This is a genomic window from bacterium (assembly GCA_021158245.1).
Lineage (GTDB): Bacteria > Zhuqueibacterota > QNDG01 > QNDG01 > QNDG01 > QNDG01.
Genome location: JAGGVB010000010.1, coordinates 1 through 19,260, shown reverse-complemented (window position 1 = coordinate 19,260; position 19,260 = coordinate 1). Strand labels below are relative to the sequence as shown.

Genomic DNA, 19,260 nt, shown 5'->3' with positions numbered 1-19,260 from the left:
TTAGACACCGAGGCAACCACAGGACCTTTGTTATCTGTTAATATCACTTCCATTTTCCCATCGTTATCCAGATCATACGCTGCAGCACAGCGAATGTTGTTGCGTCGGTTGTCGTTCATGTCCCAGGCGACTGTGGGTTCGGTGCCGTAGTCGTTATCGCCCTTGCACTCGAAAACATAAAAGTTCGGCAGAGCAGGATCAACTCCATCTGGCTGTACGTGAATACCCAGAATTTCCAGGTTACCATCACCATCAAGGTCACCGACAGCAGGCTGAACCAACTCTCCGGCAGCCTCACCAGGATAAGTATATTTCCAGGCTAATTCGTAATTATTGTTACCGACCGCTTCAAACACAGCGATCTGTCGTGTAGGAATCCCATTCAGAATTCCATAATCAATAGGAACAATAAATTCCTGCTTGCCGTCTTGATCCACATCAACACCCGCCAAAACGTACTTAGCACCGGAAATTGAATCTAAAATAGCAGCCTGGAAGTCACTCCAGGAAATACCTAACTTAAGACCATCATCCTGTGCAAAAGAATTCACTGACAACATACTGAAAATCAGCAAGGTAAAAATTAAACAAATTTTTTTCATTTCTCTCCTCTCCTTCTTCTCCTTAAAATTATTAATTTACGAAGCACTATAAAAATTTAATAACATCACCTCCTCCCTCATCATCTTTGCTCTGACTATAGGAATAATTTTCATACATCTCCTCCTCGATGTTAGTTAATTAATAGAAAAAAAACATTAAACTTATTTCAATAATTTAGTAACAAATTTTTTTAAGTTAGTTTTGGCAACACAGCAGACTTTATCCGCTCCACCGTAGAAAACAAGCAGCTCATCGCCAACAACTACTGCCCCTTCTGGAAAAACGACATTAGGCATATCTCCAATGTATTCATACTCAGTCTCGGGCTCCAGAATCGGGGATGCAGTTCGGGCAATTACCTTCCATGGTTCTTCCAGATCTAACAGCACAGCTCCGGCTCTATATATGCGATTTAGCTGAACGCCATGAAAAATTAAAAGCCAGCCCTTTTCCGTTTTAATCGGTGGCGGTCCGGCACCAATTTTATAGGATTGCCAATCATTTTCTGATTTCATCACCAATTTGTGACCTGACAACCCACCCTCCCAGCGGTCAAGATAAGCAAACCAAATTGCGGGTTTATCAGTGCCATAAGAAGAACCAATCCAATCCGAAGGTCTGTGCAGTACTGCTATTTTGCCGTTAATTCTTTCGGGAAAAATAACCGTATCCCGCTGGTTTGTTCCGTAAGGTGTCATAAATCCAAGACGCTTGAAATTTACAAAATCATTTGTTTCCGCCACAGCCACACGGGTAGGAGCTTGCGCTATCAGGGGAAGTCCCAAACGTTTTCGAACCCCCACCGGAGGACATGGTGTAACAGTCACCACATAAGTAATGTAAAACTTGCCGTCTAGAGGTGTAATGCGGACGTCTTCCACGGATTTTTCCCAAAATGTCAAATCAGGTACAAAACAAGGATCGTCATGTCTTTCAATAAAATTTAGATTTGTATCAAAGATTGCATGCCCCACTCTGGAAACATAATTTGTGTATTCGCCTATGGCACGATAGAGTATATGAATATTACCGTCCTTGAGCACAGCGCCGCAATTATAAGCAGCCAACGATTCCCAACCGTCGCCCTGTGGCTGCAGGATGGGATTTCCTTCGAAGCGTTCCAACTTCATGATTTATTCTCCATAATCAATTCTAATCCTATTATTCAAAATAACTTGGTTTTCTTGACAATTTCTAACAATTTAAAATAATACCATATCAGCACTTTTTACGATTTGTAAAACTCAACAATATATTCAGCAACCCGCTTATCTACTCTGGCCGTATTTAGCTTATATCCAATATCTCTTAATATTGAGTCATACTCCTTTATTTTTCCTTTCTTTTTTTGTTGGTCGGATTCATAAAAGTTATTATATATTTTCTGAGTTAAAGTAAAAGATAATCGCGCTTCCAGTTCCGCCCGGGTAAGCGTTGTAACCTTTGCCCAGGTATTTATTTTTTCTTCCTTCAGTTTTGCCAATTTTTTCTCATTTCCGTTCGATGCTATTTTTCTTTCCACTTCTCTCAGCTTATCCTGATTTAATAATAGTTTGTTTTTCAGCCGTTCAGCTCTTTTCTTTTCTCGAAGCATATCATTTTTAGTCACAATAGCGGGCAGGTTTACATCTGAATCATCTTCATTTTCAACGCTAAATGTTAAAAGTATTTTTGTTTCTGATGAGGAAGTATTTATAACGGGATTGCTCTGTTTAAATTTTAAACCTAAAGTCACAATTTTTTTGAATGGAACTTTGATAATGGTGGTGTTTTCTTTAACTAGTAGTTTGCTTTGGAATTCTTCATTAAGATTTATTATCTCAGCCTGCAGCAATTCGTCGTTGAAGGTTAACACACCGGTAGCATCTTGAATCGATGGATTAAACAATCGGATAATTAATTCATCCTCTCTTTCACCTCTCTTTATGGCGCTGATAACCAAACGATCATTGTCCGCATCTAAACAGAGCATACCCCTTTTATTATTTAGACTACCTTTATGTTTGGTTGTATACACGGCTTTTAAATCTATATTGAATTGTTCTGCCTGCCTGAATAAAAAACCATTTGTTTTATCTTGGAATGGCAGGAAGGAATAGTTAAAATCAAATTGACGCAGGCATTGCGCTTCCGGCGTAAAAATCATGGGACCGGCATCGCCTACTCTGGTAAGCAGATCGCTCCTGGCCAGCCAGCCCACCGACCGGAACAAGGTAATGGCAATTTTATGCTTTTCCTTGATTTCATATTCGGTTAACCCGCGTGTAAGAATCGCGGCGCCCTTTTTTTTATCTTTGAGATAACAAAATGAGTGCAAGGGCAGGCTGCTCCCCGGAACGGATTCCCGCGCACCGATCATTATTTGTTTAATATTGTCCGGTAGCTCTTGCGGATAAGGGGAGAAGGAAACTGGACTCTTTTCAACATCAAAAGGTGTATCGGAAAAAGAACAACTTGTTTCTAAAAATGTCGGAAATACAACCCTGAGCCGGTGATCTTTGACTACATTTTTTAACCTAGTGTGAAAATCTAACCGCGACGAATCAGCTTTTAACTTAATATAAGTAACTATGGGAAATCTACGAGTTATCTTGCTGCGTCGTTTTCGATTTTTAACCAATGCTATAGGAATATCCATCAATAATTCTATTTTGAACGTTGCAACTAAGGGACCCTGATCAATCAAAGCGATACGGGCTTTGGAATTTAAACTGGTAAATATCGAATCTTTGTGAGGATAAGAATAATTGTATGTATCGCCGCTATCCGCCCCATCTTCAAAATAGGCTGTTGAACTGAATTGCCGGCCTGTTGTTTTATCGGTAACAGTTACACTTCCGTTGCTTTCGATCTTAACTTTAAGGTATTTGTTTTCCATTGAGCAATCCTCAGGGGAAACCGTTACCTCATCAGGCAAGGACGCAGTTGTTTTTTTATTGCTTATATAGAATGTTTTATATCCTACTCCCGGAATAGAATCGGTAAAAAAGTAAACGTCAACCAATTCCCCTTTTTTACTACCAACTTGATAAGGAACAGCGTTACCTGTTTCAGCTTCATGTATGGAAAAATCATCACCTACTTTTAAAGCCGCTTTTATGATACCTTCTCTTTTCCACGGAGAAGGATTGAATACCACTACATTGCGCTCGTTTTCAGTATTAATATTTCTGCTTATCGTAACTAAAGCCTGTTCGATTATTTTTTCTGAGGTTTCCTTGCTTTTGATGAAGCGATCTTCCATGTCGCTGTGAACGTCATCAATACTGACTCCGCAGATATTATCGTGGGGATGATTTTGAAGCAGTTCTTTCCAGGCAAGATTAATTGACTCCAGCGGATATTCTTCGCCTAACTGCCACAACCAGGCAGACATAGGTTCTGTCCATTTTGTGAGCAGGTTTTCGCAAACGCTGTTCATTTGTTTAAGATACATTCGTGCAGAGAGCGTTCCGGGGAATACGGAAATAAAGCGGCCGCTGTTTTGAGCGCCTTTTAAAGACTGCAGAACAGGGTTCGCTTTCTGAATCGCCTGTAAATATTTAGCAGGCGTGGTTTGCACAAACCCCATCCCATTTGAATTTGCCTTTAGCTGTTTTAATAAAGGAATTATATTATCAGGCACCATCTCCTGATCGTAGCCGTTCATAAACAAAACATTTTCTGTTGTGGCAAAGCGGGTCAGTTTTTGCATCTCGTTGACAAGTCGCTCATAAGCGATGTCGGCATATTCAGCTAAACGCATGGCATTCCGGTAACTATTTACTAGATAAACCGACAGCACCTGCGTTTTATCAGGCGATTCCCAGAGATATTCAGAGTTAATTTGCTCGGGATTTACTTCTATACCGCGCCACAAAAAAACTCCGTCAATGCCAAACCCTTCATGTATTTGCGGCGCCTGAGAAATCTGGCCGAAATTATCCAACAGCCAGCCCACTTTCATAACGCCGCCAAAGTGATTGGCTATCCTATGCCCAAAGATCATATTTCGCACCAGCGATTCGCCGCTCACTAAACGCCAGTCCGGCTGTAAATAATAAGGTCCCGCCAGCAGCCTTAATTGACTGATGTATTGCTTTATTTTCTTTTCTGATTGCGCTCTTTCTGCTGGATGAAGTTGGTTCAGGTAGTCTTCGATCATAATCGTCTGACCGTCCAATACAAAACAATAGTTCGGATAGTTATCCAGCATAGTAAAGAGCGAATTAAAGAATGGAACCAGCCATTCGGCAGTATATTTGGCGGTTAAGAACCATTCTCGATCCCAATGGGTATGGGAGATAATGTGGCCTGTTATTGGCATTTACGATCCTTTAACTATCAAACTCTGTTTATTGAGATACGGCAACTCCAATATGAGAATCAGCCATACCGAAGTACATAAACCATTTGCCTTTGAAATAGGTGAGCCCTTCCACAAAAACCACGTTATTTACCTGACCGGTTATTTCATTTATTTCCTTTGGATAGAAAAATGGCTCTATGCAGCGATACAATAGTTTGGCAGGATCCTTTTTAGAAAAATAGGCATAACCCGTTCGGTAGATACAACCTTCATCCTTTTTTTCCGCTCCGTTGTAAACCACCAATATGCCTTGATCCGTGATAATAGGTGTTGGACCGCATTCCGTTATATCACTGTCAAACATATTTGGGCGCTCCGGTAATATATGATCTTCCTGCACCAGCTTCCAATTGATCATATCGGGCGAAGAAGCCAGCCAGGCGCCGTACTCGCCAAAATACATGTAATATTTTCCATCGATTTTTTGGGGAACAATTACGCCTGCTTTTGTCCAGCCCAGCTTGGGAAACATAGGACCATGTTTCGTCCAGTTATATAAATCCTTTGATGACGCCAGACATAAACGGGCGGTTTTTCCGTCATAAGCGGTGTATGTTAAGTAAAATGTGTCCTCAATTTTCACCACCCTGGGATCCTCGCAGCCGCCGGGCAGTTCATAAGGTTCGGATGGTTCGAAAACCGGTTTCTCTTCCCTTTTAAAATGTATGCCGTCTTCACTCCAGGCAATACCAATCCTGGAAGTTCCGTTCCAGATTCCAATACCGGTGCTGTCTTCGGCCCGATATAAAAGAGCAATTTTCCCGTCCACTTCAATGGAGGTGGGATTAAACAGGTCTTTTGATTCCCAGGTCAGACTCGAGGGAGACAGAATTGGGTTTTCAGAAACTCTGTTAATTTCATTAAACGGTAAGCTGTATTGGTTATTTGTCTTTTGTGAACAATTAGAACAACTGAGCAGTATAAACAGCGATAGACTAAGAGTTAAATATTTCACAGCATACTCCTTTTAAAATCCGGTAAATAAATGTGGGATTAACCAGGCAACGGCAATCATAAAAAAGAAATAGCCAACCAAAATTAAATATTTAGGAACCCAGGCTCTTTCTCCTTCTAATAAATTCGTATTCCAAATAAGGTATTTTTTTATTTTATTTTCTGAAGTCGGTTTATCAAAAAAACTTACAAAAAGGGCAATAGTCACACTGACTAAAAAACCAAAGCAATTCCACCACAACCAAAAAATTTCCTGAAACCAAAAATGCAGCACTAAATTGAAAAAAACTCCGGCTATAATTCCGACAAAAACGCCCCTTGCCGTCGCTCTTTTAAAGGCAACCCCTAATATGAATGCAGCCAGTATGGGTCCATAAAATGCCGAACCTACAATTCCGATTGATTCGATGACAGTGTCAGATATATTTCCCACATAGAAGGCCAATAGCGTAACAATGATTCCCCAAATTACCGTACTAATCTTACTTATTCGCAAAAATGAGATTTTATATTTTTTCTTATTTAATACTAAAGGATCAATAAAATCTCGCATTGAAGCTGCACTTAGAGAATTTATAGCTGAATCGAGCGAAGACATTGCCGCAGCTAATATGGCGACAAATATTAACGCTTTAAATCCATGGGGAATCGTATTCATAATGAAAACCGGTACCATGTAATCCACTTTCCCCATTGAATCAATAATCCCGACAAAATGAGCATGCTCAATAGCATAAGCGCCAATAGTAAGTCCGATAAAGAGATATAAGAGGCTCAAAGGAAAACGAAAGAACCCGTTGAATATCAATGATTTTCGTGTTTCTTTAAGGGTTGCCGCGCTTAATTCCCGTTGCGTTTGAGTTTGATCGCAGCCGTAATAAGATGATAATAAAAAGAATCCTCCTATTACCTGCGGCCAAAAAGAAAACTCAGCGCCGTCTCCTAATCCGGTGTGTTTGAGATCGAGTATTTGTAATCTATCAGGCATATCTAATGTTACAATGTTTGTAAAAATACCCCAACCCCCAACTTCATAAATCGAATAACCGGCAATTAAAAATGCGCCCATTAACAGTATAGCCATTTGCAGAACGTCACTATAAATAACAGCCTTTATGCCACCTAAAGTGTCATATACCAACGTTATTCCGCCAATAAGTACAATAGTAACCCACAAAGGGATTTTAAAGACAGTTGATAATACAATGCCTGCCATATAGAACCCTAAGGCTGTAGCAAAACCTCGGCTTAACAGAAATATTGAAGAAACAAGATATTTTACGGAAGAATTAAATCGTTTTTCAAGGTATTCATAGACCGAGATTAATTCAAGTTTTCTGAAAAATGGAATCAAAAATACCATGATAAAAATCATGGCGATAGGCACCACAAATTCCCCTTGCAGTAATTTCATACCGCCGCCCTGTTTCATGGCGACAAAAGCAGGAACAGACATAAATCCGATGGCTGATGTTTGTGTTGCCGCGGTTGAGATACCAATAGCCCACCAGGGCATTTTTCTACTGCCTACATAATAATCGGTCTCGTCTTGCTGCCCTTTACTTAATCTCCAACTCATATAGATAAGAGCGGCAAAATAGACAACAAAAATTGTATAATCCAAGCCGTTTAAATTTCCAATCTGTTCCAACAATTATTCCTGTCAATAAATATTGAATATGTGAACATGTTTAATTTCTGTAAAAAAAGCGGCAGAATAAATCGTTAAATGTTATACTGCCGCTAGACGTCAAGTCGTTGTTATGTTAATGTTATCCATTTTACCCGGCAATAATTCGGATTTAAGAATTATTTTCTCGGGTTTACGGATTCCTTTTTCAATCATTTGTAAAAGCAATTCTGCAGCCTTTTCACCCATTTTATACTCAGGTTGATTAAGCCTTATAAAGGTGGTTTCTGCAGAGTTAGGCAAAATATGGTTATCGTAACTCACAATTTTCAGATCTTCGGAAATTTTTCTGCCTAATTTTTCCAGCGCCTGGACAATACCCTTTGCTAATGTGGAATTAAAAGCGTAAATGGCTGAAAGTGATTTGTTCAACGATAAAAAATTTACAATCTCACTAATATCGCCGGCGTCAATCCTGCGGGCGTCATATTCAAGGATCATGTCTGGATTAAACGGGATTGAATATTTTTTCAACGCTTCTTTATAACCAATCAGCCTGTCTTCAAATGAGGAACAGTCCAAACCGGTTAAAACCGCTATTTTTTTATGACCTGATTTAATTATACTCTCAGTCAGTTTGAAGGAGCTTTCAATATTATCGGAAACAACATAACTACACTCCATATTACGCAGATATTTATCAATCAATACAACGGGAACGTCCCGATGTTTTAATTTTTTTAAAATTCGAGCATTCTTCGCTTCGTAATTTTCACCCAGAACGGGCGAGAAGATAACGCCATCTATGTGTTTTTTTAATAGTAAGGAAATATAGTTCTGAGTTTTATCAATATTCTGATCATGATTTCCTATGATCAAACTATAGCCTCTTAAATGCAGATAATCTTCTACACCGCGAACAATAGTCCGTCCAAACTCTTTAGTCACATCAGCGACCACCATTCCAATTAATTTAAGTACTACGGGTTTTTCTGAATTACCCCAAAGTTGCTTATGGCTGACAAAGGTTCCACGGCCGCGTTCCCGGAATACGTACCCCTCCTCAACTAATTTGCCTACGGCTTTGTTAACAGTGATTAAGCTACAGTCATAATTTTTAACAATTTCTTTCTCGGCAGAAACTTTTTCACCGGGTTTCCAGTATCCAGATATAATTTTTTCTTTAAGCAGTTCTTTAAGCTGGTAGTATTTCGGAATAACGCTGGAGCTGTCAATTATATCCATACCTAAATCCAATTTAGCAATTAGTTGTGTTTTATATAGTACATGTTATTATGTGAACATATATAATTTATATTCTAAATTTAAAAATAAAAGTTGTTTATGTCAAGTATTTTTTTTAAAATTTTAACAACACCTGAAAAAAATATTCTGATACTCTCTAAAAATTTATAGAAAATATAATCAGTGATGTCTTAGATTATAAATGACATTAGCTACATTCAAGATACTACCGATATCCTATTATTACAAATGCTTCTTTCGGCCCCTTTAATTCCGCATGGAATACACTTAACAGGGGAAAACCACTCTTACCAGCCCTCCTCTGTCATTCTTGCAGATCAGCTTGCCCTTCATCTGCATTTCTACAAGAATATTAACAAGTTTAAAACCAAGAGTGGATGCCTGCAAAACATTAAATCCCGGAGGAAATCCTTTTCCATTATCTCTCACTTCCAGTTCTATTTTGTTCTCTTTCTTTTTCAAACTTATTTTTATTGTTTTTTCTCCTCTATGAGAATCAGGGAAAGCATGCACAAGGGAATTTGACAAAAGCTCATTAACAATCAGGCCGAACCCGAATATCTTATCCTGATTAAAAAAATTAATCTCTGAAATAATGTCAAGCTTTACAGATGATGGAGATATTTTATGAATTCTGTACTGGTGCTCCGCAAGAGATCTTGCATATTTCTCAAAATCTACCTTCCCCTCTTTCATGGACTGCATGTAAATTGAATGGATAAGAGAAAGAGATCTTATTCTTGTAATACTTGATTCAAAATAAAGCGACAGGTCTTCATCCTTAATATTTCTCAATTCCAGTTCCAGGAGGCTGCACACAATTTGAAGTAAATTACCAACTCTGTGATAAACCTCTTTTAAAAGGAATTTCTTCTCATTCTTTAATCCGATTATTTCATTTTCAAGACTACTAATTCCAAGAGTCCGTTTATAAAGCTTATTGGAAAACAGGAGCCTCTTTGCAATGTGAACAATATCATAAATACACTCTTCACACACTGGAGAGTAATCGGAAGTTCCGGGATATATAAAATCCCGTGCATTACTTAAGTATTTTACAGGTATAATTGAAATGATTGGGGTATGTAACGTTATTAATTTTTCAAAACATAAAAGAGCTTCTGTAAGTTCGCATTTGGAAAAATCAAGAATTATTAAATCAGGTTTTAGGGAAATAACATTTTCCGTATTGCAGGGAGCAATATCTGAAACATTCAGTTCAACAACAAATTTTTCATCAATAAATCTCTCCCTTACTTTATCTGTTACAAAACTTGAAGAACTGAGAAATAAAACCTTCACCGGCTGCAAATTCATTTTTCCCCTCCATGGGCTCATAAATTACAGGAATCCTTCCTGGCATTAACAACGGGATTTCAAAACACATTATGCCATAACAAGTATTACAACTCACATGGTTTACCTCCATAAGTGGAATAAATAAAAATTATTATCGGGAATGTCTCTATTTACGTAATTTTTTTAACTTTTCCAAGAAATTTTATTGTTTTTTGATTTAATCCTATTACAATACTTTTACCTCTCGGGGTTTTCTTCCTTCGACCTAAGTTGTACTTTGGGCAAAATTTGTCATTCCCGCGAAAGCGGGTATCCATTTTATTCAATGATTAATCGGTTTTTTTGCCGGCATCTGCTAATCTAAAACCTGGAATACGGATTTTGCAGGGACAGCGCATGAATGGAGCACTTTATAACTTTAAGCTAAAGATTTCTCAGTTGCTGCGCTCCTTCGAAATGACAATTTTTTTATTCATTAAAAAATAACTATACCGGCGTTTTTTGAGTTTCGTCAGTCCCGATTATCTATATAAAATATAATAGTCAAAATCGGGATTTCGGAAAAAATGCCGTACCGTAATATTGAATATTTTGTAATCTATACTAAACGCAGAAAGTTTTCCGCTCGCATTAAGGTGTCATATACTCAAAGCGCAGCTTTGAAAGCTATCTCCCACCAAGTACAACTTGGGTGGAAGTAAAATAAATGTAAAAATTATGTAAATATAAAAAAAAGTATTGACAATCACCACACAATTAAATATATTCTCGTACGTACACTGTTATATTTAATTGAATACACCTATACGTTGAGGTACGATATGAAGAAAAATATTTATTTGCTGAAAGAATTCATTCCCGTTGCCGGCGTTTCAGAATCCCAGCTTAAAGAATGGGAATCTCTAAAAATTCTAATTCCCTCCGGATACACAGAAGACAAAACAGCCTGCTACTCAGATGATTCGATAAAACGTGCAGAGCACATAAAACAGCTTACAGCTCTGGGCTATAATCTGGATGATATTCAAAAAATAATTAAGAAAGTAGGCCTCCCTTCCCATACGGAAGATAAAAATCAGCCAAAAGAGGCAGATAAATATCTGACAGTAGGACATCTTTCCGAAGCTGTTGGCATAAGCACCCGCACAATAAAGCATTGGGAAGAGAAAGGCATTATTGAGCCCCAAATGCGCAGCCAGGGAGGGTTCAGGCTATATCCTGAATCTTACATCTATCTATGCAAATTAATTGTTGACCTGCAGCTCTTCGGCTATACTCTCGATGAAATTAAAATAGTATCAGACCATTTCAGAGAATTCCTGACAATTAAACAGGAGATAGAAAACATGCCCTATCCGGAAGTTGATAAAAAACTCCGGAATATGCTGAATAAAATTAAAACTTTAACAGGGCAGATAAATCAGCTTAAATCCGGTATCCAGCGATGGGAGGATCTATTAAAAAAGAAAAAGAAAGAAATCAACCAGCTCATTAATAAAAATGACAAAAAAATTGAACAGGATAAAAGTAACAAGCCGATAAAAAAATGATATCATAACAAGAGGAGCATAAAATGAAAAAAATAGTTTTTATTGAACCCAAAGCACCGAATCTTCACATATTTTCAATGTTCGCACTTCCGAGATTGGGAATTTTTATTCTTGGAACAATGATGAAAAACAGAGGCTGGGATGTATCTCTCTTTATTGAAGAGACAGGGGAAATTGACTTTCAAAAACTTAAAGACGTTGACATTGTCGGGATATCAACTATAACATCAACTGCAACAAGAGCTTATGCAATTGCCGACAAAATCAGGGAAATGGGGATCACTGTTATTATGGGCGGGCCTCATGTAACTTTTCTATCTGACGAGGCTCTCTGTCATTCTGATTTTGTTGTGAGAGGAGAGGGAGAAATCCCGTTAATGCAATTTATCGACCATTGGGAAACAGACAGAGATTATTCCGATGTCCCGGGATTATCATATAAAAATGGAGAAGAAATTACTAACAACGCTTCTTCTGATTTTATAAAAAATCTGGATTCTGTTCCTGTTCCTGATCATAATATGGTAAAAAAACATCTTGTCAAAATCGGTGGAAGATATACAATACCCATCCAGACATCAAGAGGATGCCCGTTTAACTGTTCTTTCTGCTCTGTAACAGGCATGTTCGGGAAAAAATACAGATTCCGCTCTACTGAAAACATAATTGAAGAGCTCCGGTATTACAACCATAAAAATAATGTGATATTCTTTTATGATGATAATTTTACCGCAAACAGGCAGAGAGCCAAGGATCTTCTCCGTGCAATGATAAAAGAGGATTTCAAATTCAAGTGGTCTACTCAGGTAAGAGTGGATATTGCAAAAGACAATGAACTTGTTCAGCTGATGAAAAAGGCCGGATGCCATACTCTCTACATTGGGCTTGAATCTGTCAATCCGGAAAGCCTGAAAGAAATGGAAAAATCACAATCTGTGGACGATATAAAAGCAGCAATTAAAATTCTGAAAAGATACAAAATACATATTCACGGAATGTTTGTTTACGGTTTTGATTCTGATACACCGGCATCAGTAAAAGAAACTCTTAAATTCGCAAAAAAGTCAGGAATTTCGTCAGCACAGTTTTTAATCCTTACTCCCCTGCCTGGATCCAGGACTTTTAATGAGCTGCATATTCAGAATAGAATAAAATTCAATGAATGGTCCCTTTACGATGCACATCATGTTGTTTTTGAACCGGTAAACTTTACAATGTCCGAACTGCAGACAGCACAAATTTACAGCCATCAAAAATTCTACTCAATTTCACAGATTGTCAAACATATTTTTGCATTCAGGTGGCTTGATATAGGTATTGCATATTATGCAAGGAATCTCAACAGAATATGGAAAAAACGGAATAAGACTTTTCTTAAAATTATGGATCTTTTAAATCCCCGTAAAAATATTGATATTTCCATTAGTTACAGGCAAAAAATTGTGTTTGATGATAAAAACAGAGCTGCTTAATATTATATAAAATAATTCTGGTTATTTAACACTTAATTTGTTATCTTAAAAAAATTGTTTTATACAAAGATACGGAAGGAAATTTCATGAAGAAAATTATCACCATTATGATCGCAGGCATTCTGCTTGCATCATGCAGCTCCAATAAAACCGAAGCTTTAAAAAAGGGGTCTCCTGAGTATGAATTATTTCAGACTCTGTCAGATTCTCTGGGCTATACTTTTTTCTCACCATCTGAGAATACCGCACTTATCACTACTGATGAATTTACAGTAAAGACTCAGGACGTACTGCCTTTGATATATCAGGCACTCGGCGGCCAGGTTACAAGAGCTTTCCAGATAGATTCTTCCCAGGCTATTCAACTGCTTAAAACTTTTTCCAAATCAGAAGCCGAAAAAAGGCTTATTCTTTTTGAAGCCGACAAAAAAGGTATAAAAGTAACTCAGGACAGCGTTGAACAGAACCTTAAAAATATTTTCCCAAGTTACTCCAACACAGAGGAATTTAATAAACAGCTTAAAGCTCATAACATGACTATGGGCAAATTAAAGAGAGATGTTCATGATCAGATGGTAATTGACGTATTTCTCAATAAAAATGTATTTACAGCAGACGCTGTAACAGATCAGGAAGTTAAAGATTATTACCAACAGGACAGGACAGCATCTGTAAGGCATATTTTATTTGTAACAAGAGGCAAATCAGATGCAGAAAAAGCCGGAATCAAAAAGCAGGCATTAAAAGTCCTTGCTCTTGCAAAATCAGGACGTAATTTCAAATCACTCGTTAAAAAATATTCAGAAGATCCTGGTTCAAAAAACAACGACGGCCTTTACGAAAACTTTAAAAGGGGTGAGATGGTAAAACCTTTTGAAGATGCTGCATTTACTTTGCCGGTTGGAAGTATCAGTAATCTCGTAGAAACGCAGTTCGGTTACCATATTATTAAGGTTGTGGACAGAAAAAAAGAAACCAAATCTTATGAACAGGTAAAAGACCAGCTTAAGAAAGAACTTCTTAACAGGAAAAAACGTGATATCTTTTTCAACTACCTGAACTCTTTAAAAGAAAAACACAACTATACGGAACATTTTGACAAACTTGCATAAAACAATTAAACATTAAATTCCAGGCCGGTACTATTCTGCACCGGCCTTTTCTTTTGCAACTATGTATTATTTTCTTGACATTCTTGTTAACTATGATTATTTTATTATATTAATCAGGGTATTACATGCCGAAACAAATATATTTTTAACAAGTTGAACTTCATTACTTAACTTTTGATAATGCGAAAAATGGCAGCAAAAATATATTTAAAAAAATTGCGATTCATTTTCTTTGTAACCTTAATGTTTATTACCGGCATTTACGGAGCATATAGGCAGCACTATCTTTCCATATCTCCAATTAATGTCCGGCCAATAAATAATTACTTTATAATTACAAAAATAAATACTGATTCTCCGAATGCTCAGGCAAAACTTACTCCGGGCGATACTATCCTTGCAGTAAACAATGAAATACTGAGAAGCCCCCTTACCTTAAAAAAAATCGCAGATACACACAAAGCCGGATCACAAATTCCTATTACTTTTCTGAAGAATGGTAAAATAAAGGTTACCAATCTTTATCTTACATCAAAGTATAAAAATCACTTCGTAGCCTTAAATATCTCCATTGCCGTAATGTTTTACTTAATAGGCATATTTGTCTACATATCACAGCCCCTGCTGACTCCTGCAAAAATCTTCAGCTGGGCATGTATTGTTGTAGGTACGACACTTCTTATATTCTGGCGTAATTATCCCTATCATCACCAAATCATCGAATATTTTCTAAGCGGATTTTACCTGTTAATATATTCTCTGGTTCCCGGGCTCATTCTTTATTTCTCCGTAACATATCCCCACAAAGCAGGTTTCTTTAAAAATTCGAAATATCCTGTACTGAAACTATTCTCTCCGGGCTTCCTTATTTTAATTCTTCTTGAAATAAGATATTTTATATTTATTAAAACCGACACATTAAATGATTTCATATATTATCTGAGAGTATATGATATTTTCAGGATGTACTTTATTGTATACCTTATGCTCGCTGTATTTTTTATGATAAAATCTTACAGAGAAGCTGCAACAGCTAACGACAAAAAACGTATGCAATGGCTGCTCTGGGCTCTTATAATAGGGCTTTTCCCTTTTATATTTTTATGGACAATATTCCTTGCTGTTGGTATAAATCCTGTTTTTTCTGAATTTCTCAACTATCCGTTTATGCTTTTAATCCCCATAGGATTCGCTATTTCCATTGTAAAATACAAAGTCATGGACATAGAAGTTATTATCAGTAAAAGTATTGTGTACACACTTTTAACAGGGTCGATTGTATTCTTCTATCTTCTGATAACATTTATTGCAGGCCTAATAACCCAATCTATCCGCCCTTCGGCAAATAATTTAGTTAATATTCTCATCACACTGTCAATAGCAATAATTCTTATACCATTAAGGGACAAACTGAAAATATTTGTTGATAAAATTTTTTACAGGACAAAACATAATTATCAGATAATGCGTGAAGACTTCAGTGAAATGCTGGCTCAGGCCTGCAATCCTGATGCCCTCATTGACATGACTCTTAAAAAAATCCAATCAATATTCCAGATTGATAAAATATTGCTGATGCTTCCAAAACCAAACACAAGCAGGCTTGCAGTCTCCCGCCAAATAGGGTTTACGCCCAGTGAAATTAAATTTATTGAAATTGATACTACAGGCCGCGCGTCTCCTGAAAAAACCGGAGTCTATCTTACACTGCCGGTCATACTTGATAATTCCTTTGCAGGCATTCTTCTGCTCGGCAAAAAAATGTCCCGTCTTTCATATTCGGAAAAAGATGTTAACCTGATGCTGCCGTTCATCAGAGACGGGTTGATTGCTTTAGACAGGTTAAGGCTGAGACAGGCAATGATAATTGAGCATACCGAGAATAAAAGGCTTCAGGAAATCAGCAATATGAAGTCTGAATTCATTGCCAGTGTTTCACATGAACTCAGAACACCTGTTGCTCTTGTTTATATGTCAGTAACAAATCTTTTAAAAGGTATACCTGAAAAACCAAGCGAAAAGATACTTGAATATCTGAAAAACATGAGAGAAAGGACATTGATTCTCAAGAACATGATAGAAGATCTTCTTGATATAACTAAAATTGAAGCAGGAAAAATTGTAATATCGCCAAGGCCGATAAATCTGCTTTCTTCAGTGGAGAGTGCTGTTATTGTATTATCACCTATGCTCGCAGAACACAACATTTCAATTTCTATAAACATTGATAAATCTATTTGGGTCAAAGCTGATAAAATTTCGATCCAAAGGATATTAACGAATCTTATTGAGAACGGAATAAAGTTCTCGGAAGAATCAACTGCTATTGAGATTACTGCAAAAAAGATGAATAAAAACAGAGTTTCTATCTCTATCATTGACCACGGCCATGGTATCCCGTCTGACAGGCTTGATTCTATTTTTGACAAATTTTTACAAATTCATGATAAAGACAAGATAAGACAAAAAGGGCTTGGGCTTGGGTTGTATATAACAAAAAAACTTGTAGAGCTTCACAGCGGTACTATAAATGTCGAAAGCAACAGCAAAGGCTCCACTTTTATGTTTACCCTTCCGGAAACTACAGACAGATTTTAAAAGCAGCGGGGATAAAATGGAAAAAGCTAAAATACTCATTGTTGATGATGATGCTCAAATAAGGATGCTTCTCAGCGATCTGCTTACAGCTGAAGGTTATAGAATAGTTGAAGCAGGAGATGGCAAAAAAGCTATCGAGGTTACAGAAAAAGAAAACCCATCTCTTGTTATTCTTGATCTTTTAATGCCTAAAATGTCCGGGCTTGAAGTACTGAATTATTTCAGAGAGCACAGGCAGGACATTATGGTAATTGTTCTGACAGCATACGGTACTGTTGAATCTGCAGTAGAAGCAATGAAACTCGGCGCACATGATTACTTAATCAAATCTGACGAACCTGATAAAATCCTTATGGTAATAAAGCGTACATTAAAACATAAAGAACTCAGTGATATAAATCAATTTCTTGTAAATGAGCTTGATAAAAACTACCAGATGGTTGTCGGCTCTGATCCGGCAATGGATGAGATTATGAAAACAGTAAATAAAATTGCCAGAGAGGATATAACTGTTTTAATTCAGGGAGAGAGCGGTACAGGCAAACAGCTTCTTGCCTGGGCTATCCACAAGATGAGCCCCCGAAAAGATAAACCTTTTATTCAGGTTAACTGCACTACTCTGTCTGAAACATTAATAGAATCAGATCTGTTCGGCCATGAGAAAGGGGCCTTTACCGGAGCTTCAAAACAGAAGAAAGGAAGATTTGAAATCGCAGACAAAGGTACTATTTTCCTTGATGAGATAGGTGAGCTCGCTCCAAACATCCAGGCAAAACTTCTGCAGGTTATTGAGTATCATAAATTTCAGCGCGTAGGCGGCCTTGAAGACCTATTTAGTAATGTAAGGATAATTGCCGCAACAAATAAAAATCTTGAAAATGAGGTTAAAGCCGGTACATTCAGAAAGGATCTTTTATTCAGGCTGAAGGTATTTACTGTTACACTGCCGCCTCTCAGAGAAAGAATTGATGATATCCCCATATTTGCCGATTTCTTTCTAAATAAGCAGTGTACAAAAATGCAGAAGCACGTAACGGAAATTACTCCTGAAGCAATGGAACTTTTACAGCACTATTCATGGCCCGGCAACATAAGAGAGCTTGAAAATATCATTGAAAGAGCAATAGTCCTTACAAACAGTTCCAAAATAACTCCGGATCTTCTGAGCCCCATAATACATGATGATACAGAACATACAATATCAGCAACGGGACTTATAGAAGCAACAGCCGAATTCAAACGTGCACATATTAAAAAAGCCCTTAAAAAAACTGATAACAACCAGACAAAAGCAGCTGAACTATTGAATGTTCAAAGAACATATCTTAACAGAATTATAAAAGAACTTGGTATTTCTATCTGAATCGGGAAAGTTACCATTCCATATCATGTACATTTATTGAAATGATTATTCCATCTAATTAACCGAATCTATCCATTTTCTGATTTTTTCTATAATATCAGATCTTTCCCTATTTGGGAAAGTCCTGATGAAACTAAAATGGTTCCCATTTGTCACATAAACCTTCACTGCATCAATACTGTCGGAAATTTCTATGGAAGGTGCAGACCAGGGATCATTCTCACCGTAAATGTAAATTATTTTATTTCCATAATTTAAAAGCCAGTTTACAATATCTCTCATAAAAAGCGGGTCAAACTCATGTTTTACGAACGAGGGAGCAAACGCTGTATTTGAAAAATTCTTTCCATTCTGAGACAAAAGATCGGCAACATTTTTTGTTACATAACCATAATACCCCAGTTCGGTTGAAAACTGATACATTGATATTGAATCAAACGCTCTGTCTGTGTATGATCCCAGATACACCACTTTTTTAAGATGCTCAAATATTTGTTCAGGCGAATTTGTGGAATCGGGGATTTCAGAACAAGGGATGTGATGATACTGCCAGAAAGAAAATGGATATTCAAGAGCAGCATAATCCAGAGCCTTTACCGGCGTAATTTTCCCAAATGTATACCCCTTGTTTTTACAATATTTTTTAAACAGTGGTAGAATACCATCTCTGTTCCGTAAAACTAACCTCTGAAAATTGATAATTTTCTTTCTGTATTCCGGAGTACCGACTTTTTCAAAAAATTTGTCAATTCTTCCTTCTGTAAATGACAGATTCAAAGGTGCATCGTATGCTACTGTTGCAGCTACATCTTCAGGGAAAAATCTTCTGTAGATTAATGCTGTCTGGCCGCCTTTACTCCATCCTGTACTAATCCACCTGCCTCTAAAGTATTTTGAAAAGATAGTACGTATATAATGGTAATCATTACTTGACTGAAAATAATTCAGATACTTCCATGGAATTGAATCAGGCCCGGATTCTCCGTAAAATCTGTACTCCACGCGAATCTGATTTGCTCCCAATATTTCACTTAACTCTCTTAAGTGGTTTTTCCCGCAGCTGTA

General features: G+C 37.2%; 13 protein-coding genes. 5 read left to right on the top strand and 8 right to left on the bottom strand.

Annotated features, from left to right (window positions below; genetic code table 11):
- From J7K93_00555 to J7K93_00525, 7 genes are all read right to left on the bottom strand, one after another.
- A partial coding sequence (locus J7K93_00555) for a VCBS repeat-containing protein (protein MCD6115480.1) occupies positions 1-602 on the bottom strand: 602 nt, incomplete at its 3' end.
- Positions 603-764: 162 nt separating this feature from the next.
- Entirely contained in the window at positions 765-1,733 is a 969-nt protein-coding gene (locus J7K93_00550) for a glycosidase (GenBank protein MCD6115479.1), read from the bottom strand.
- Between the two features lie 98 nt (positions 1,734-1,831).
- Complete coding sequence (locus tag J7K93_00545) at positions 1,832-4,909, bottom strand: hypothetical protein (GenBank protein MCD6115478.1); 3,078 nt, start codon at positions 4,907-4,909, stop codon at positions 1,832-1,834.
- Between the two features lie 28 nt (positions 4,910-4,937).
- Positions 4,938-5,744: a glycosidase gene (locus tag J7K93_00540; protein ID MCD6115477.1), complete on the bottom strand. Its 807-nt coding sequence runs from the start codon at positions 5,742-5,744 to the stop codon at positions 4,938-4,940.
- Positions 5,745-5,918: 174 nt separating this feature from the next.
- Positions 5,919-7,556, bottom strand: a complete 1,638-nt coding sequence (locus J7K93_00535; GenBank protein ID MCD6115476.1) for a sodium/solute symporter — start codon at positions 7,554-7,556, stop codon at positions 5,919-5,921.
- A 99-nt stretch (positions 7,557-7,655) separates the two neighbouring features.
- Positions 7,656-8,780: a GntR family transcriptional regulator gene (locus J7K93_00530; GenBank protein ID MCD6115475.1), complete on the bottom strand. Its 1,125-nt coding sequence runs from the start codon at positions 8,778-8,780 to the stop codon at positions 7,656-7,658.
- A 288-nt stretch (positions 8,781-9,068) separates the two neighbouring features.
- Complete coding sequence (locus J7K93_00525; protein MCD6115474.1) at positions 9,069-10,118, bottom strand: sensor histidine kinase; 1,050 nt, start codon at positions 10,116-10,118, stop codon at positions 9,069-9,071.
- Between the two features lie 803 nt (positions 10,119-10,921).
- Here J7K93_00525 and J7K93_00520 point away from each other — a divergent pair.
- The 5 genes from J7K93_00520 (at position 10,922) to J7K93_00500 (ending at position 18,195) form a co-directional block, all read left to right on the top strand.
- Complete coding sequence (locus J7K93_00520) at positions 10,922-11,650, top strand: MerR family transcriptional regulator (protein MCD6115473.1); 729 nt, start codon at positions 10,922-10,924, stop codon at positions 11,648-11,650.
- A 23-nt stretch (positions 11,651-11,673) separates the two neighbouring features.
- On the top strand, positions 11,674-13,122 hold the full coding sequence (locus J7K93_00515) for a B12-binding domain-containing radical SAM protein (protein MCD6115472.1): 1,449 nt from the start codon (positions 11,674-11,676) through the stop codon (positions 13,120-13,122).
- A gap of 86 nt (positions 13,123-13,208) precedes the next feature.
- A complete protein-coding gene (locus tag J7K93_00510) occupies positions 13,209-14,234 on the top strand; it encodes a peptidylprolyl isomerase (GenBank protein ID MCD6115471.1) in 1,026 nt (341 codons plus the stop codon).
- A gap of 243 nt (positions 14,235-14,477) precedes the next feature.
- Positions 14,478-16,832, top strand: coding sequence for a PDZ domain-containing protein (locus tag J7K93_00505; protein MCD6115470.1), 2,355 nt, complete (start codon positions 14,478-14,480; stop codon positions 16,830-16,832).
- A gap of 16 nt (positions 16,833-16,848) precedes the next feature.
- On the top strand, positions 16,849-18,195 hold the full coding sequence (locus J7K93_00500; GenBank protein ID MCD6115469.1) for a sigma-54-dependent Fis family transcriptional regulator: 1,347 nt from the start codon (positions 16,849-16,851) through the stop codon (positions 18,193-18,195).
- A 54-nt stretch (positions 18,196-18,249) separates the two neighbouring features.
- Here J7K93_00500 and J7K93_00495 read toward each other — a convergent pair.
- A partial coding sequence (locus J7K93_00495; GenBank protein ID MCD6115468.1) for a hypothetical protein occupies positions 18,250-19,260 on the bottom strand: 1,011 nt, incomplete at its 5' end.

What these genes read in the sequence shown, in the direction of transcription:
- J7K93_00550 (MCD6115479.1), bottom strand. Translation starts at nt 1,733, where the DNA reads ATGAAGTTGGAACGCTTCGAAGGAAATCCCATCCTGCAGCCACAGGGC.
- J7K93_00545 (MCD6115478.1), bottom strand. Translation starts at nt 4,909, where the DNA reads ATGCCAATAACAGGCCACATTATCTCCCATACCCATTGGGATCGAGAA.
- J7K93_00530 (MCD6115475.1), bottom strand. Translation starts at nt 8,780, where the DNA reads ATGGATATAATTGACAGCTCCAGCGTTATTCCGAAATACTACCAGCTT.
- J7K93_00525 (MCD6115474.1), bottom strand. Translation starts at nt 10,118, where the DNA reads ATGAATTTGCAGCCGGTGAAGGTTTTATTTCTCAGTTCTTCAAGTTTT.
- J7K93_00520 (MCD6115473.1), top strand. Translation starts at nt 10,922, where the DNA reads ATGAAGAAAAATATTTATTTGCTGAAAGAATTCATTCCCGTTGCCGGC.
- J7K93_00515 (MCD6115472.1), top strand. Translation starts at nt 11,674, where the DNA reads ATGAAAAAAATAGTTTTTATTGAACCCAAAGCACCGAATCTTCACATA.
- J7K93_00510 (MCD6115471.1), top strand. Translation starts at nt 13,209, where the DNA reads ATGAAGAAAATTATCACCATTATGATCGCAGGCATTCTGCTTGCATCA.
- J7K93_00505 (MCD6115470.1), top strand. Translation starts at nt 14,478, where the DNA reads ATGTTTATTACCGGCATTTACGGAGCATATAGGCAGCACTATCTTTCC.
- J7K93_00500 (MCD6115469.1), top strand. Translation starts at nt 16,849, where the DNA reads ATGGAAAAAGCTAAAATACTCATTGTTGATGATGATGCTCAAATAAGG.